Origin of the sequence: Bartonella tamiae Th239, assembly GCF_000278275.1 — a bacterium.
GTDB lineage: Bacteria > Pseudomonadota > Alphaproteobacteria > Rhizobiales > Rhizobiaceae > Bartonella > Bartonella tamiae.
The window spans coordinates 1,865,681-1,881,897 of the sequence record NZ_JH725147.1; the positions used below are offsets into that span (position 1 = coordinate 1,865,681).

25 protein-coding genes are annotated in these 16,217 nt (G+C 40.2%); 21 read left to right on the top strand and 4 right to left on the bottom strand.

Annotation, left to right across the window (positions count from 1 at the left end):
- Nucleotides 1-98 precede the first annotated feature (98 nt).
- The gene (locus ME5_RS08410) at nt 99-782 is read right to left on the bottom strand and encodes a hypothetical protein (protein ID WP_008040209.1); all 684 of its coding nucleotides are present in this window, start codon (nt 780-782) and stop codon (nt 99-101) included.
- Nucleotides 783-1,290: 508 nt separating this feature from the next.
- On the opposite strand from ME5_RS08410, the gene ME5_RS08415 reads away from it, so the two are divergent.
- The 4 genes from ME5_RS08415 to ME5_RS08430 all read left to right on the top strand — a co-directional run bounded on the left by ME5_RS08415 (nt 1,291) and on the right by ME5_RS08430 (nt 4,569).
- Nucleotides 1,291-1,812 carry a PBSX family phage terminase large subunit gene (locus ME5_RS08415; protein WP_245256520.1) on the top strand — a complete coding sequence of 174 codons (522 nt, stop codon included), beginning with the start codon at nt 1,291-1,293 and terminating at the stop codon, nt 1,810-1,812.
- On the top strand, nt 1,813-2,124 hold the full coding sequence (locus ME5_RS08420; protein ID WP_245256521.1) for a phage tail fiber protein: 312 nt from the start codon (nt 1,813-1,815) through the stop codon (nt 2,122-2,124).
- A 3-nt stretch (nt 2,125-2,127) separates the two neighbouring features.
- The gene (locus ME5_RS08425) at nt 2,128-2,601 is read left to right on the top strand and encodes a hypothetical protein (RefSeq protein WP_008040216.1); all 474 of its coding nucleotides are present in this window, start codon (nt 2,128-2,130) and stop codon (nt 2,599-2,601) included.
- Nucleotides 2,602-2,673: 72 nt separating this feature from the next.
- Nucleotides 2,674-4,569, top strand: coding sequence for a phage tail tape measure protein (locus ME5_RS08430; protein WP_245256522.1), 1,896 nt, complete (start codon nt 2,674-2,676; stop codon nt 4,567-4,569).
- On the opposite strand, the gene ME5_RS08435 is transcribed toward ME5_RS08430, so the two are convergent.
- Together ME5_RS08435 and ME5_RS10665 are read right to left on the bottom strand one after the other, a co-directional pair.
- Nucleotides 4,566-5,384, bottom strand: a complete 819-nt coding sequence (locus ME5_RS08435) for an OB-fold protein (protein ID WP_425338864.1) — start codon at nt 5,382-5,384, stop codon at nt 4,566-4,568. The two genes, ME5_RS08430 and ME5_RS08435, sit on opposite strands and share 4 nt — an antisense overlap.
- Nucleotides 5,385-5,590: 206 nt before the next feature.
- Nucleotides 5,591-5,764, bottom strand: a complete 174-nt coding sequence (locus tag ME5_RS10665) for a hypothetical protein (RefSeq protein ID WP_008040222.1) — start codon at nt 5,762-5,764, stop codon at nt 5,591-5,593.
- 564 nt (nt 5,765-6,328) lie between these two features.
- On the opposite strand from ME5_RS10665, the gene ME5_RS08440 reads away from it, so the two are divergent.
- The 13 genes from ME5_RS08440 (at nt 6,329) to ME5_RS08500 (ending at nt 13,119) form a co-directional block, all read left to right on the top strand.
- On the top strand, nt 6,329-6,556 hold the full coding sequence (locus ME5_RS08440) for a hypothetical protein (protein WP_008040223.1): 228 nt from the start codon (nt 6,329-6,331) through the stop codon (nt 6,554-6,556).
- A complete protein-coding gene (locus tag ME5_RS08445; protein WP_008040225.1) occupies nt 6,557-6,901 on the top strand; it encodes a phage baseplate protein in 345 nt (114 codons plus the stop codon).
- 7 nt (nt 6,902-6,908) lie between these two features.
- Nucleotides 6,909-7,220 (top strand): phage baseplate plug family protein, encoded by a 312-nt coding sequence (locus ME5_RS08450; protein WP_008040226.1) that lies wholly within the window; start codon nt 6,909-6,911, stop codon nt 7,218-7,220.
- Nucleotides 7,213-7,848: a baseplate hub protein gene (locus tag ME5_RS08455; protein WP_008040227.1), complete on the top strand. Its 636-nt coding sequence runs from the start codon at nt 7,213-7,215 to the stop codon at nt 7,846-7,848. Before ME5_RS08450 ends, ME5_RS08455 begins: the two co-directional genes overlap by 8 nt.
- Complete coding sequence (locus tag ME5_RS08460) at nt 7,832-8,038, top strand: baseplate hub protein (RefSeq protein WP_008040228.1); 207 nt, start codon at nt 7,832-7,834, stop codon at nt 8,036-8,038. The genes ME5_RS08455 and ME5_RS08460 overlap by 17 nt, the downstream gene beginning before the upstream one ends.
- Entirely contained in the window at nt 8,035-8,733 is a 699-nt protein-coding gene (locus ME5_RS08465) for a Gp138 family membrane-puncturing spike protein (RefSeq protein ID WP_008040229.1), read from the top strand. The genes ME5_RS08460 and ME5_RS08465 overlap by 4 nt, the downstream gene beginning before the upstream one ends.
- A gap of 42 nt (nt 8,734-8,775) precedes the next feature.
- Entirely contained in the window at nt 8,776-9,153 is a 378-nt protein-coding gene (locus ME5_RS08470; RefSeq protein ID WP_008040230.1) for a hypothetical protein, read from the top strand.
- On the top strand, nt 9,146-10,351 hold the full coding sequence (locus ME5_RS08475) for a baseplate J/gp47 family protein (RefSeq protein ID WP_008040231.1): 1,206 nt from the start codon (nt 9,146-9,148) through the stop codon (nt 10,349-10,351). Before ME5_RS08470 ends, ME5_RS08475 begins: the two co-directional genes overlap by 8 nt.
- Complete coding sequence (locus ME5_RS08480) at nt 10,348-11,022, top strand: baseplate wedge 1 family protein (RefSeq protein ID WP_008040232.1); 675 nt, start codon at nt 10,348-10,350, stop codon at nt 11,020-11,022. Before ME5_RS08475 ends, ME5_RS08480 begins: the two co-directional genes overlap by 4 nt.
- Before the next feature lie 23 nt (nt 11,023-11,045).
- The gene (locus ME5_RS08485) at nt 11,046-11,429 is read left to right on the top strand and encodes a hypothetical protein (protein ID WP_008040233.1); all 384 of its coding nucleotides are present in this window, start codon (nt 11,046-11,048) and stop codon (nt 11,427-11,429) included.
- 72 nt (nt 11,430-11,501) lie between these two features.
- Nucleotides 11,502-11,939 (top strand): DUF2793 domain-containing protein, encoded by a 438-nt coding sequence (locus ME5_RS08490; RefSeq protein WP_008040234.1) that lies wholly within the window; start codon nt 11,502-11,504, stop codon nt 11,937-11,939.
- On the top strand, nt 11,936-12,514 hold the full coding sequence (locus ME5_RS08495) for a glycine-rich domain-containing protein (RefSeq protein ID WP_008040236.1): 579 nt from the start codon (nt 11,936-11,938) through the stop codon (nt 12,512-12,514). The genes ME5_RS08490 and ME5_RS08495 overlap by 4 nt, the downstream gene beginning before the upstream one ends.
- 5 nt (nt 12,515-12,519) lie before the next feature.
- A complete protein-coding gene (locus ME5_RS08500; protein WP_008040239.1) occupies nt 12,520-13,119 on the top strand; it encodes a hypothetical protein in 600 nt (199 codons plus the stop codon).
- 44 nt (nt 13,120-13,163) lie between these two features.
- Here ME5_RS08500 and uraH read toward each other — a convergent pair whose 3' ends face one another.
- On the bottom strand, nt 13,164-13,586 hold the full coding sequence (uraH, locus tag ME5_RS08505; RefSeq protein ID WP_008040242.1) for a hydroxyisourate hydrolase: 423 nt from the start codon (nt 13,584-13,586) through the stop codon (nt 13,164-13,166).
- Between the two features lie 538 nt (nt 13,587-14,124).
- On the opposite strand from uraH, the gene ME5_RS08510 reads away from it, so the two are divergent.
- The 4 genes from ME5_RS08510 to ME5_RS08525 all read left to right on the top strand — a co-directional run bounded on the left by ME5_RS08510 (nt 14,125) and on the right by ME5_RS08525 (nt 16,203).
- Entirely contained in the window at nt 14,125-14,790 is a 666-nt protein-coding gene (locus ME5_RS08510) for a lysozyme (RefSeq protein WP_008040244.1), read from the top strand.
- Between the two features lie 15 nt (nt 14,791-14,805).
- Nucleotides 14,806-15,075: a hypothetical protein gene (locus tag ME5_RS08515; protein WP_008040246.1), complete on the top strand. Its 270-nt coding sequence runs from the start codon at nt 14,806-14,808 to the stop codon at nt 15,073-15,075.
- A gap of 159 nt (nt 15,076-15,234) precedes the next feature.
- Nucleotides 15,235-15,786: a type 1 glutamine amidotransferase domain-containing protein gene (locus tag ME5_RS08520; protein WP_008040249.1), complete on the top strand. Its 552-nt coding sequence runs from the start codon at nt 15,235-15,237 to the stop codon at nt 15,784-15,786.
- Between the two features lie 69 nt (nt 15,787-15,855).
- The gene (locus ME5_RS08525; RefSeq protein WP_008040250.1) at nt 15,856-16,203 is read left to right on the top strand and encodes a hypothetical protein; all 348 of its coding nucleotides are present in this window, start codon (nt 15,856-15,858) and stop codon (nt 16,201-16,203) included.
- Nucleotides 16,204-16,217 lie beyond the last annotated feature (14 nt).

The window sequence follows — 16,217 nt, forward strand, 5'->3', positions numbered from 1 at the left end:
GAATTGTTTTAAATGAGCCACAAAGATTGGCTTTTTATTGACTGCATGGATGCCTTCATTCGTCAACAGCACATTATTGCTTTTTTTATTAACGCAAATTATTGCTGGGATTGTTGTGCGTGAGGATGCAATTGTAATTTTGGTGCTTCTTTTTGACGCATCGCAGCAAATTCAGCAACCCGTTTTGGATCTTCAATAAAAATTTGTATCTCGCTCACATTATGCCAGTTATTTTCTGTATTAATCACCATAGTTAAAATATTGCCGCATTTATTTAACGGTGACACATCTTGCAAACGCGTGCATTGATCAGGTGTTTTATCTTTGTTTTCCACCCATTGCATACGATTTTGATAGCCAAAGGCTTGTGTTTCATAAGCGGGTCCCAATTGCTCGATTAACTTTTGGCGCAAATTATCAAATAAGGGTTTATCAGGATTGCCATGGTAGGTCGTTGAGCGACCAATAAAATTGGGCTTTTCTTGAGGTTGTCCACGCACAGAGGCGAAAAACACCACACTCTCTGCAGCAATTTCACCATTTTGAAAGCGATCCACCATGGTAAAGCCCGTCATAAACTCACCAGAGTCGTTGCGAAAGTCGTAAGTGGATTTGTTGGCTGACAAAGTTTTGCCTTTTTCAATAAATTCAGCCAAGCTGGTTTCAGTGGTAAAACCTAAAATATTCATGGGACTTGCACTATAGACAGGTCGCAATGCCATGATAAAAAACGCCATAAAGAAAAAAACAGGCAAACGAAAAAGAGTAAAATATATGCGCATTTTTAGTCCTATAAGGGCAACCACTTTTTAATTCACTCAAAAAATTTGGCAAAATTATTGCCATAAATGTTGAAAATCATTCTCTAAATATTCAAAATCTTTTTTTCGAGTCTTTTTTCATAAAACTTCATTTAGCTGTAGAGGATCAACAACGTCAAGAAATGTCATGCAAAAAGCGCATTTTCTTGATGCTAAGTGATATTTTAAAGTCTTTTATCACTTAAATACGGCTCATAAAATGTCAAAACACCAAAAAAATCTTTTTTCAAAAAAACTTTTGTGAAACATTTTAATAAAAACATCTGTTCATCAAAACTTATCGCTCACAATAGTTTTTTTAAAAACTCAAAAGCTTAAAACGATAAAGCGCTTTCGTTTTTTCAAACGATAAAAATAAAATGCATTTTACACATTTTATACAGAGGAAATGAGGCTCTTTAAAACAAAACGTTTTTCTTTTGACGATAAGATAAACATATTTCTAGATTTTAATGAAAGACGTGACGCTTTGAAACAAATTTTACAATTTGCCACGCCGCGTGTTTTCAAACCCTTGCTGAAACCCTCACGCTATAAGGGGGCTTATGGAGGGCGCGGTTCAGGCAAGTCACACCATTTTGCCGAAAAAACTTTGGCTGCAGCCTTAATTGCGCCCATGCGCATTGTCTGCATTCGTGAAGTGCAAAAATCCATTCGTGAATCGGTGAAAAGATTGCTGGAAGATAAGATCAAGCAATTAGGACTTGGCGCTCATTTTGATATTTTAGATCAGCAAATTCGTGGCAAAAACGGCTCGCTGATTATTTTTCAAGGCATGCAAGACCACACTGCCGAAAGCATCAAATCGCTTGAAGGATATGATATTGCATGGGTTGAAGAAGCCCAATCTCTTTCAGCGCGCTCACTCAGACTTTTGCGTCCGACACTTCGTAAAGAAGGCTCAGAAATTTGGTTTACTTGGAACCCAACAAATGCGGATGATGCGGTGGACGCTTTTTGCGGCAAGATAATCCCCCACCTGACGCCATAATTGTGGCGGCCAATTGGTTTGACAATCCATGGTTTCCAAAAACCTTGGAAGCTGAACGCTGTTTTGATTCCAGCAGGCAGCGATGATCGCAATATGGAAATTTTAGTGGAAGCCAATCGTGTTGGCCGCAATAAGTTTTCGGCAAAAGACATCATCACCTTGACAGGTATTTATCCTGATGGGCGCACAATCACACTTTCAAATGGTGTGATTACGGATGGTACAGTGGCAAAATCTGTGTCTTCATCGGCACGCATTAAATCAACCTCCTATGTTTTTGCCTTTGAGGCGATGGCACGGACGGGGGTGTAAACCATGCTATTGGAACCCAAAGAAATTGTTATAAAAACACAAGACCAAGAAGGAAAAGTCTTTGTCATATCAAAATTTCCGGCTGTACAAGGTCGTGTAATTATCGCCAAATATCCCACAAGCAATATTCCAAAAGTGGGTGACTATGCGACATCTGAAGAAACAATGTTGAAACTGATGGCTTTTGTTGGTGTCAAAGATGACAATGGAAATATTTTGCCCCTTAACACAAAAGAGCTTTTGAATAATCACGTGCCTGATTGGGAAGCACTGGCGAGATTAGAATGGTCAATGATGGAGTATAATTGCTCTTTTTTCGGCAAAGGGCTGAACTCCGCTTTCTTCGAGAGTATCAGCCAGAAGGCCGTTCCGTGGATTTCACGAATATTGACCCTTTTATCGGCACAATTGTCGAAGCCGGCAAAGCAACCCTCTACGAACTCAAAACCATCTACACACTCGAAGACGCATTTATGATGTGGGAGGTCATCCAGACCTCTCGCTTTAATGAATGGCTTGCTATTAAAAATCAAAAGTGAAAACACCGCTATGAATTTTCTTGAAAGAGTAAGCTGCTTATTTGAAATTGATATCAAAGAAGCAGAAGAAGCGCTAAATCAACTGGGCAAACAGTTTATAAATTTCAGCGAGACTGTTAAAGATGGTGCCATCAAGGCTGCACAAGCCGCGAAAGAGGGAGCGATAAAAGCGACACGTGCTGCAAACGGCATTGCGCAAAAAACGACACAAGCCGCTTATAAAAATTTTCAAAGTTTAAAAACCCGTGCGCAAGAAACAGCAGGAGTTCTTGGGCGCTCTTTTATGCGCACACTCAACGCCATTAAAGAGGCTGTTTCTCAAGGAAAAAACAGCTTTATTCAGGCCTTTAAAACAGCCACAAATCAAGCCAATCCGCATGTACAAAAATTTATTGAAAAAGCAAAAAAAGGCTTTTCCAATCTGGCTCAAAGCATCAAAGGACAAATGCAGTCAGCCTTTTCCATTCAAAACATGTTTAACAATGCGCTAGCGCGCATTGATAGTTTGGCAGATTTTGGCAAAGTCGCCCAAAAAGCACGCATAGGTGTTGAAAGTCTTGATATTTTATCAAAATCGGCACGTAGTCTTTCTGGCGATGTTGGAGCGGCGCAAAATGACATTCAATCATTTGCTGATAGTGTAAGCTCAGCCTTAGCTGATAAAGGCAGCCAAGCAGCTGCTATTTTTAAAGATCTTGGCAAATCACTGACAGATTCTAACGGTGACATTGAAGATACAGCTGTTTTGATTGAAAAACTAGCTGATAAAATGGGCACGCTGAACAAGGTTGAGCAAGAAACAACACTCAAAAATCTTGGCATTCGCGATCCGGGGATGCGCAGCTATATCCAATCTGATGCTGAAACGCGCAAAGGTCTTGGCGAAACGCATAAAAAAAATGGCGCGGTCACTACACAACAGGTTGATGTAGCAATCAAAGCACAAAAAGCTATGAATGAGCTTAATGATGCATTTCAAGGTGTGTCGAATGAATTAACAACTGCAGTAGCCCCTGCCCTAAGCTTTGTCTCCAATAAATTAAAGGAATTTATTGTTTTTGCCAAAGAGAATAAGCCTGTCATGGTTGGTGTTTTTGCCGCTCTTGCCCTTGGTGCTGGCACTTATGCCATGGCTATGGCCAGCGCTGCTCTGGCTACCATTGTTGCAGCTGCCCCCTTTTTAGCCATCGTCGCCGTGGTGACCGCCCTTGGGCTTGCCATCTATGATGTAACCAAATTTTTGCGCGGACAACCCTCAGTATTGGGGGATCTGGCCAAAAAATATCCCGCTCTTGGCAAAGCAATTGAAATTATTGGAGATGCTTGGGAGGCGGTAAAAACACGCATTCAACCTGTGATTGATCTTATCAAATCAATCGGAAAAATGATTATCTCAATCTTTTCAGGTGATATGGAAGGTGCAAAAGAAGCTGCTTTTGAAGCCTTGAATGCGATAAAACAATATTTTCAAAATGCCTGGGATGATATTAAAAATGTTGTTAGTACTATTGTTAACTGGGTGAAAAAGAAATTATGGGAATTATTGCCCAATTGGGCAAAACGCTGGCTTGGTGGTGAGGGAGAAGAAAAACGCGCCGAAGTCGAAGCACAATCAAGCGGTGATGATGATCTTCGCCCCCCTGATGAGAGTGTTGCGACAGCGCAAATCCATTTGGAAACAACGAATACCCATGCAGTACCTGAAAATGCAGCTGAAATAGCCAAAGCGCAAAAATATGAAGACAATAAACAGACCAATGTCACCGTCGGACCAACAACGGTGACCGTCCATACAAATGAAACCGCTAAAGAACTTGAAAATATTGCTAAAAAAACAACAAATAAAGCTTTTAAACAAAGTTCATCGATCTCATCTTCTGGCTTTGATGATAGTAGACAAAATTAAGGATTAAGAAAGGGCGGTAAATTTAATTTTTCACGTGCATCTTCATAGGCTTGTTCAAATTCTGAACTATCAAACCAATTTTCAGACATAAAATCATTTAAATCACATTTGACAGCTGTTGAAACATCAAGACAAGGTGAATTATCAGGTGCAAAGCCCGCAGCATATTTATATCCAAAAAATAGCAAATAGGGCGTGATACCATTAAAATCTTGAACCATAGAACTTATATCCTCCCCCGCTAAAAAAGCACGCGCAATCTTTTGAGCTATTGGAAAGGCAGCTTTTATAACTTCAGAACGTACAATACAATCCTTAAACGTCGGCAGTAAATCATCTACAGCGCCACCATAGCAAATGAGCCGTATTTCTTCACCAACATCATAATCTGCTAAAACATCCTCCATATCATCACGCAGCAACGCCTCACTATCTCCATGACGAAAATTAGACGTATCAAACACAATCGTCAATCCAGAATAAGGTGTTTTTTGAATTGATGCAATTTTACCATCAACTGCGATAATTTTATTTTTATAAGTACGTTCAGCCTTTAACACATTGCTATCAAATTCATCAGCAACCGTCTGTGCGACAGCACGTAATTCCACACGTTTTAAATCTGGAAAAATATAATAAATATCATCATCACCGCGGGCATATTTAATAGCAAGCCCAGTTGTAAGAATCGTGATAAATTTTTCCTCTTTTTCTTCTAAAGGCATTTGTGCTTTTGCATGATAAATCCATGACAATGAAAGCACCATAAAGACAAACAGCGACAAAACTGATTTTGATAAAATTGGGATGGTCAAATGTATCTTACTGAATGATAAATCAGGGTGTGCTTTTTATATCATAAACCTCTCCTTCGTTTTTAATAGCTCATCTTGCCATTTTAAGACACTATTGAGCCAATGCAAATTTCCTTAAATACAATGATGAAAAGCAATCATTTTCTGTGTGTTTTAATAACGGCATCTGCGTTCATAAAAATGGACTCCTCAAACACGTTTTTAATTTAAATATTCATTATTAACACATGGCATACTGCAAAGCGTGTTTCTTCTTCCAAATCATCCATAATGCGTTTCAATTTATCTGAGCGGTCATCATAGTGAGATACATTATAAGGTTTGGCTTGATAATTGCCTTTATGCAAAAGATAAATCATTGTATAAAAATAAGCACTCATACTGTGCTTGGTAAATTCAACCTTGCGTTTTTCATCAAGCGAAAGAATAAGGCGATGCGCATTTATTCCACAATTTTGAACTCCACTCCATAAATTATTAACACCAAAATCATTATCATAAAAACTTACCCCCTTAACAAAAGCAAAAAGCCGCCCATAACGTGTTTTATTATAAAAATTGCAAGAAGGAAGTTTAAGTTGATGCGTGAAGGTTACAGCTTTTTTGAAACGTCATCAACCGCAATAAAAAAGGCGTCAGTATCTGCTTTTTCCATTGGATCACAACTTTTTATCACTTCAAAAAACTGCCGTGTCTTGTAGAATCTGTGAAGGTGTCGTGGCTTCTTGCACGACAATATTTATTTGCCCACGTCGAAAAACACCATAGCAAAATGTAACAAAACCACCAATGATCCCTAGAAAAGCACCAAAATAATTATCATAAACGTTGAAAAACCTTAATTTTGCAACGTTAACGCAAAACGGTAATTTTACTGCCTAAACGCAAAATAACATTTCCTTATTTTATTAAAATCCACCTTTCCTTTATAAGAGGACATCACCATGCCCACCTCCCTTGCACGGCTTGAAGAAGCGGCTTTGAATTTACGCGGCCCCTCTTCTGCCGCTGATCGTGTTTTTATTATGGAAGCCAATTCTTATGAGCAATCATTTCCTGATGCACGCCCTTTAAATTTACGTGTTGATGATAAAGCCCGCATGGCACAACACCCTTTAGAAGACGGTTCAACCATAACGGATCATTTCGTGATTGAGCCAATTTCCATTTAATTGTCTTTGATTTTCATCGCAGGTTATCGTGATACGCATGCTCGTATCAAAGCGGCTTATGAAGAGGCACGTCTTTTAACCATTCAAACCAAAACAAGCACCTATCCCAACATGGTGATAACGGCACTGCCGCATGAAGAAACCACTGATTATTGGGATGTCATCCTTGTCAATCTCAAGCTTGAAGAAGCCCGCTTCATTCAACCTCAAAAGGGCACATTAAGCATTCAAGATGTGTTAAATAGTGCGGATGCCTCAACACTTAATCGCGGATCACAGCAGTCCATCTTGAGCACTATCAACGAAGTCGCACGTGTTGTCGACTATTTTAAAACCTATCGTTAGGTCAATCATGCGCACAATCAATCTTATTTCTGTACCCGCTCAAACCTTTTCTCTACGCCTTGATAATAAACGTTTTCGCTTACGTATCAATGAAGGTTTGGGGACAATGCTTGCCGACATTGATGTTGACGGAACAAAAATTATCAATGCCACCCGTATACTCGCTGGTCAACCACTTATACCTTATCAATGGTTAGAACATGGCAATTTTATTATGTTAACGGAAAAAGGCGATCTCCCAGATTGGCATCTATTTAATAAAGATCAAACACTTATTTATCTTACAAAAGAAGAAATGGCAGATTTTTATCATGGATAAATTAGATTTTCGCCGTTTGCGTGTTTCTATTGAAGTTGACGGGGTGATGCAAAATTTTGAAGGAATGCATATCAATGTTTCTGGCGAAAAAACTGCCAATGCAACAGAAAATTCCTGCACGATAGAAATATTTAATCTGGCACGTGACACACGCAATTATCTTCTAACCGAAACAAGCCCTTTTAATCAAAATCGAACACGCAAACGCGTTATTGTTGAAGCTGGTCGTGAATCAAGTGGTTTAACGCAAGTTTTTATGGGCGATATTACTGCTGCAACGCCCTCCCAACCACCCGATATTGGGTTAAAACTGGAAGCACGCACGGGCTCTTACATCAAAGGCAATTTGGTTGCCCGTTCTGGCGAGCCACAACAGCTTTTGTCCGAAATTTCTAAAATTATTTCTGATGATGCGGAGGTCAGTTTAGAGTTTGAGGCAACAGATCGAAAAATTTCCAATTATGCTTTTACTGGTGGCGCATTAAAACAAGTCAACGAACTTGCTGAATTGGGAATGATCAACTCATTTATTGATGATGATGTGCTCGTTGTCAAAGATATGGAACAACCGCGCCTGCAACGCCGCCGTTTTTTTAAGCAAAGAAACTGGCATGATCGGTATTCCTGAAATTACCGAACAAGGCATAAATGTGCAAATGCTGTTTGATAATCAAACAGCCATTGGCGGGGCAATTGATGTTCAAAGCACTTTAAACCCTGCGCTCAATGGCGCTTATGAAATTTATAAGTTGGCATATGAATTATCCTCACATGAAACACAATGGTATTACAGGGCAGAAGCAAAGAGGCTTTCATGACATATAAAAACACAAAACCTTCCATTGATCCTGCCGACAATGGTTCGCTTGAAGGTTTATTGCGCCATGCAATGAAAAAACAAGCACAAAATACTGATGGCATGATGCCTGCACGCGTCATCGATTACGATCGCAAAACAAACCGTGTTAAAATACAACCCTTGGCAAAAATCCAAGGAACAGATGGGCAAACCCTATCACGCGCGCCCATTGCTAGCATACCTGCCTATCGCTTTGGCAATAATGGTGCGCTGATTTCCTTTCCCATTCAAAAAGGTGATCTAGGCTGGGTCATGGCTGGTGATCGTGACATCAGCTTGATTGAGCAAAGCGGCTATGACGAACAACCACCTAATACCAATCGTTTTCACTCATTTTCAAATGGCATGTTTTTTCCAGACTCTCTTAAAGAATGGGCCATTGACGATGAAGATCTTGATAATACAGTGATCGGTACAACTGATGGGGAGGTCAAAATTTCCTTTGGCAAAGGTGAAATGAAAATTGTTAGCGCGCAAAAAATTACCATTGAAGCGCCCAAAACCGAAATTATCGGCGATCTTAAAGTACAAGGCCGTCTAGAAGCCCAAGGGGGCATATATGGCATGAATGGATTATCTTTTGAACGACACCGCCATGAAAAAGTAAAGGCAGGCAATGAATATTCAGGAAAACCAAACGGAGAAAGCGCATAATGACACGTTCTTTTGCCGTTGACGACCATAATGATTTAACACTTGGGGGATTGGCAAAAAGATCTCAATAAACATGCAGATCATACCCTTAAAAACAGCCCCCAAACCCATTTAAAAAGGCTTGGACAAAATCTTCAATTCGTCGATGATTTACAAGCAGTTTTAAACATTTGCGCCCATGCCGCCAAAGCCATTCGCCATGAAATGATCTATGCGCAAACACAAGGCTTGCCTGATTTTCAATTTATATGGATCGGCAGTGTTAATCTTGCCGCATGGGAGGTTGCATTTCGCGCGCGTATCAAAAACATAAAAGAGGTTACTTCTTTAGAACATCTTTCTATTTGGTGTGAAGGCGACATCATGCGCTACAGCGCAACAATCAAAACAATTTATGGCACAGGAGATCTTCATGGCTGATTACCGCTATCTTGTCAATAATGGCACGATTGTGCCTGACACAGCTGAAACACTTGAAGAGGTGCGTGAAGAATTTCGCAACGCATTTGGCTCTGACCTTGATGTCTCACCTGAAACACCACAAGGCGTGCTCATCACCGCTGAAACAAAAGCACGTGATAGTGTTATTAAACAAAATGCCGCGCTTGCCAATCAAATCAACCCCAATCTTGCCGGCGGTATTTTTTTGGATAGTATATGGGCTTTAACAGGAGGAAAGCGCGTTGCTGCAACCCCTTCTATTTTACGCGCTGTCCGCCTATACGGACAGCCAGGAACATTGATTGCTTCTGGCACACAGGCACGTATTGGTCATGACGGTCCTCTTTTTGAACTTATACAGAGTGTTATGCTTGATGAAAAAGGTGAGGCTGATGGCACATTCCAAGCTTTGGAAAATGGCCCAATTAGCGTTGCACCAAAAGCACTTGATACCATTGTCACGCCAATTTTAGGCTTAGAAAATATTTCCAATCCATTGGCTGCAGAAATCGGTCAAGCACTCAAAAGCGATCAAGAAGCACGCTTGCGACGACGCAAAACTTTGGCCTTACAAGGGGTTGCTTTACCTGAAGCCATTATTTCAGGTCTTTATGATAAAAAAAATTTAAAAGGTGTCAAATCGCTATCCTTTTTAGAAAACACCTCAAATCAGCCTTTAAAAATTGATGGCGTGACACTTGCACCTCATTCCATTTATGCCTGTGTTGATGGTGGACGTGATGATGAAATTGCCGCCCAACTTTTGCATAAAAAAAGTCTTGGTTGTGGATGGAATGGTGCGATCACAGTTGATGTTAAAGATCCAATCGGTGGGCAAATTTACCCTGTTTCTTTTGATCGTCCTGAACGCATCAAAATTTGGGCAAAAGTCAGCCTGCGTAATACGAAGGCAAGCATTGACCCTTTCCGCATTGTACGTGATGCCATGCTTCAATATGCAAGAGGTGAATTAGAGGGCGAAGAAGGATTTCTTGTCGGTTCAAATGTTTCTTCTTTTGAACTTGCAAGTGCCATTAATGCCAAAATGCCTGCGATTTATGTCAGTAATTTGCTAATTTCGAAAGACGGTCGTACCTATACAACAGAAGAAATTCCTATTGCTATTAACCAAATTGCCTTTCTTACCGCTGGCACAATTGAGGTAATCGCTTCATGACAAATGTTCAAAAATTTGATTTTTCAGTTCAATTGCTCAAAGCTTTATTATGGCAATATGAAGATGCTAAGCATCTGCAATCTCTCCTTTCACAAAAAAATCAATGGTATGAAGAGTTTCAAAGTCAATTTTGGCAAAACTGGTATCATGATGTCTTTCATCTTGATACAGCCAATGAATTCGGTTTAAGTGTCTGGTCTATTATTCTAGATGTTCCTTTGACAGTCGGCATAGCTGGTACGGGCGCACGCCCTGTTTGGGGCGTTGGATCCTATAATGGCAATTTTTCAAAATGGGATAATCATGAAGGCACTTATGGCACAAATTTTGGTCGTAATGGGGATGCCGTTTTTGGAGTTTCACCTGAACAAAAACGGCTTATTTTAAAACTACGCTACTATCAATTAATCTCACGTGGTTCTGTTTTAGAAGTTAATCAAATCCTTTCAAGCCTTTTTGGCAAAGGCGCTTATGTCCTTGATGGTTTAGATATGACATTTCGCTATATTTTTACCTTCAAACCACCTGCGAAAACTTTATTTGTTCTGGAACAATTTGACATTTTACCGCGCCCTGCAGGTGTTCAACATGACATCTTAATTATGCCTCACAATAGTTTCGGTCACGATCCTTATTACCTCAATTATAATACAAGCAACTTCCACCATTAATCAATCACATTTAAGGATAACACATGAATAATCCTAAATTTTTTCGGTTCCCCTTTGCGGCCACCGGTGACAAAACGCCCTTGCCTGATGAAGGTCAAGAAAACGGCACAATCAGCTATGCTGAAGGCTATGGTTTTGATTATGAACGCAACCCCGCAACGGATCCACAAGCTAAGCGTATCGAACGCGATAAAATGAACCAGCTTTATTATGACATTACGCATAATATTCGCCAATATCAATTACAAGGCGTTCCGCAATGGATCGACCAGAGCTCAAATGGCAATATGCCTGTCACCTATCAAAAAAATGCCATGGTGCGTTTTAAAATAAACGATCAACAAGAAGACATTTATATCTCGCTGAAAGATTTCAATACAGATACGCCCACTGATGTAAAATCTTGATATCGCTTTAGTCCGTATGAAGCACACCCCACAGTTCAGCTCACAACACCGCCCTTTGTGCCTGTCGTAAGCATGACAACCACCGCCCCTTCTACAGAACCCGAAAAAGGGAAAATATTTCTCATTCCAGACTCTGCTTTAGATGTTTGGAAAAACAAGATCGGGCAATTGGCTGAGTGGGATGGTAAACAATGGAAATATACTCAAACACAAGATGGTCATTGCATTGGCTTACCCAACGGCGATGTGTATATTCGTGTCAATGGTAAATACCAGCCTAAAATTGCATTGGATAGCCAATCAGGACAATGGAATTATGCTGAAGCGAGTGGCACTGAGAATGTATTGACTGCTAGACTTACCCCGTCTCCTCAAGCTCTTATTGACGGCATGGTTATTTTTCTAAAAGTGCGATCAAATAATACAGGGACTGCAACACTTAACATAAATGGCTTAGGCGCACTGCTATTCATTCATTTTACGGCACAGCCCTCCAAGGCGGTGAATTGATTGAAAATACAATTACTGAACTTGTTTATCAGCAAAAAAGTTGGAAAATTACAAGTCCAACAAAAAATTTAAGCTTTGGTTATGGTCAAGTCTATTTTTCAAACCCAGGTCAAATAAACTGGACTGTGCCAAAAGGTGTCACAAGTATTGAAATTGCAATTTGGGGCGGCGGCGGCGGTGCTGGTGGTGTTGGCGCACCTGGTGCAGCTTCGGGCGGCGGCGGATCAGGGGCATATGCACTAAAGCGGTTTAATGTCACGCCCGGCACAACATTATCAGGCGTTGTCGGTAGCGGCGGTACGCGTGGAAATTTTGGCTGGCATGGAGGAAATGGTGGCACAACGTCATTTGCTTCCACCATATCAGCCACGGGTGGCATTGGTGGAAGACCAAATCCAGCAGGTAATGGCGGTAATGGCGGTATTGCATCAGGTGGTGATATCAATGCCAACGGTTGTAATGCTAGCGCTGGTGGTTATGGCAATGGATCAACTGGTGGAGCTGGTGCATCGGCTCCTTTCGGCGGCGGCGGTGGTGGTGCAGGTGCGCCTGGCGCAATCTTTATTAAATGGTGATAATCATGAAAAAACAAACCTATGTAAGACTCCTAAACAATAGTGTTGATGAAGTTGTGCAACTTACAATCGACATAACCCCTCACGATATTTATGTACCTGAAATAGCAAAAGAGTTTATCAAAGCGCCTGACGGTGTTGAGCATGGTTGGACATTTCTTAATAATAAATGGGAAAAACCAAATTCTATTATAATAGCAATAGATGATATGAGAACAAATTTTAAAAATCTCGTTGATCAGGATGCTGAACAAGAACGTCTTAAATATATCACCAATGGCGTTGGCCAAAGCATGACTTACCAAGAAAAAATTGCACAAGCGGCAAGTTATTCCAAACAATATGCAACATTTCTAGCGGATACCGATAAAAGCCCTCATCCCAATGAGGAAGACTATCCGCTATTAAAAGCAAGCCTTGGCATTGATGGCGACACACTTTTGGAAGTGGCTGAAAAGGTTACATCTGCTTATAGGCAATGGCAAAAAGTGGGTGCAGCCATTGAGGAAACATGCCTTAAAACAAAACAACAGATCGACCAAGCTTCTCAAATTAGTGAAGTGGAGATCATTTACAATACACTTCTTTGGCCACAACTGAATTAAAGATGTTTTTAATTGTTTTCATTTTCAGTAACAATGCTAAGTCTTTAATTGCCACGATACGTTGAATAACCAAACGGGCTCAAAAGCAACGGAATATGATAGTGGTTCAAAGTGCCATCGACTTGAAAAATAACCGGTATTTCAGGAAAAAAAGTTTTTTCTTTTTGTGCTTTGAACCAATCTCCTGTTTTAAAAACCACACGATACATACCCTTCGTTAAGGGTTCATTTTTTGGAAAAAGCGCTCCAATACGACCTTGTTCATTAGTGGTTGCTTCATTGAGCTTTTTCCAGCTATCACCTTCTTGCTTTTCCAGCGTGACCACCACATTTTGAGAAGGCAAACCACTTTGCAAATTCAAAACATGAACACTGAGCGGATTGTCTTCGGCCAAAACGCTTGTAGACACTGTGATTGGCAATAAAAGAAAAAAAATTCCTACCAAGGACAAATATAGTTTTTTCATATCTTTTCCTTTAAAAAACTGTATGTGCATGCACTATAATTCAAAACATTTTATATTCATATTTAGCATTGACTGCCTATCATGAAAGATCGTTTCATAATAATCAATCAAAATGATCATGCTCTCAAAAAGAGATAAGACATTATACTCTTTTTATCGGATAACGTAATAACTCATCTTATAAGGCTAAAAAAAACGCAAGAGTTTCGTTTTAGTCACAAACCACACACCCCAAAATCATGAAAGAAAGTGACACGAGCAATAGTCTTTATACATCATGAATGTATCAGACACTCAATGCACATTTATGTGTCATGAAAGTCAATGCTTATCACTATTTGTCAATAAACAACACAACCTTCACTATAAGCGTAATGAAAGACAAACACACATTTATTATTCAAAAGAAAAGCAATTTTTAAAATAACACCAAAATTATAAAAGGTTTTGAAAAAACGTCCATGAGACTTTTTTAACGGTGATTTTTAATTTTTTTAACCCGCTTTTGCGGTTTTTTTTATGCCCGAAAGGAAAACCAATGACACGTAAAATCAATCAAACAAGTCTTGACCATATCAAACAATGGGAAGGCTTGCGTTTAAACGCCTATCGCGATGTCGCAGGTGTTTGGACGATCGGTTATGGCTACACAGCCGCTGCTGGTGAACCAAAACCAAAAGCTGGCATGAAGATGAGTGAAAAAGAAGCAGAAACTATTTTGATCCAAGATTTGACACAATATGAACAAACAGTCGAAAATGCTGTCACTGTAACACTCAACGATCATCAATTTGCCACTCTTGTTTCCTTTACCTATAATGTTGGTATCGGTGCTTTTAGGCGCTCAACATTGTTGAAAAAACTCAATGAAGGCGACTATGATGCTGTGCCTTCAGAATTGATGAAATGGGTCAATGCTGGCGGGCGTAAAATTAAAGGCTTGGTGAATCGTCGTCGTGCAGAAGGCGCATTATGGATTAAGGGCGATTTTGTCTCTTCCAATTATATCACGCCAGAAACGGATCAAAGCCATGTAGTTTTAAAACCAGAAGTGGTTGCTCCTCTTCTTGGTGCGGCGTCTGGATTAACGGGTTTTGCAACAGGGCATGGTCCATTCCAATGGGCACTTGCTGGCGTTATGGTCATCGGCGCATGTGTTGGTGTTTTCCATTTTGTCAAACGTATGAAAAATGCAACGCAATAGACGTGAGTATATTTTATGATGCGCTCTATCCGTTTGAGACTCATTGCTCTCATAGCAATGTGTTTTTTTTTGATCGCCGCTTTTTTAAGTGGCTTTTTTTATGGCCGCCTATCAGCACAAAAAGCAAGCTTACAACAAGCTGTTGAAGCCTTTCAAAAAAGGGAAACGATTGACCATGAAATATCCAATCTTAATGCTGTTGATTTGTGCATTGCCCTTGGCGGCATGTCAGACCAATGTACCGCCGTCTTGCAGCGGTTGGAAAAAACCACCGAAAGTCAATAATCCTGCGTATCTCGCCAATCATGAAACGGAAATATCACGTTGGATACTAGCAACAGACCGCTTTGGAAAAATAAAAAAATGTTGGACATAATGGAACTTTTGCGCCTTAAATAAACTTGGTGAAGAGAACGGAGATAAATTGAAAGAAAGGTTACAACAATGGCCAACCAAAATATCGCATTCTTAACCGCCAATGACGGTATCGAACAAGTTGAACTCACCTCCCCATGGAAAGCTGTTAAAGAGGCTGGTTATGAACCCCATTTGATTGCCATTCAGTCTGGCACTGTACAAGGACGCGATGGTTTGGATCGACAAGATACATTTGACGCCGATAAAACCTTAGACCAAGCGAATCCCAAAGACTATCTTGCCCTCGTTTTGCCTGGCGGCGTTGCTAATCCAGACACTTTACGGGCAGAAAAAAAGGCCCTTAAATTTGTTCAAGACATGCTGCATGATGAAAAAGTCGTTGCCGCGATTTGTCATGCCCCTTGGACTTTAGCCGAAGCCGATGTGATAAAGGGACGTCAATTGACCTCAGTGCATAATATCAAAACTGATCTTATCAATGCAGGTGGTGAGTGGAAAGATAAAGACGTTGTTGTCTGCAAAGGTGGACCCGGAATCCTTATAACCAGTCGTACGCCAGATGATCTTGAAATATTTAATAAAACACTTCTTGATTATTTAAAAAACAAAAAAGACTAATTGTCGAAACCTTCTAAGCTAAAACATTATTGCCCGCCATTTTGGCGGGCTTTTTTTATGGAAAAGATTATGCCTGATAAGAATATACCGCCCGACTGGTTTAGTGCTATCATTTATACAGCTATTACCGCCCTTGCCGGAGCATTGGGGGCGTTTGTAACACAAATAAATGGACCATCCCGCAATTGGGCAAAACGTGTCACAGAATGGATTGGCGGTGCTTTATGCGCCATATATGGTGCAGAACTTGTTGCCCAAACCATTCATCATCTTCTTGATAAATATGATTTTATCCATCCTGATTATGTGCTGCTTGAAAAAATTATAGGTTTGGCTGGTTTTTTATGTGGTGCGCTTGGCATATCTATTATTGATGGGCTAATATTTCTTATTAAAAAATATGGTCAACATCATTAAGAATGCCTATATTC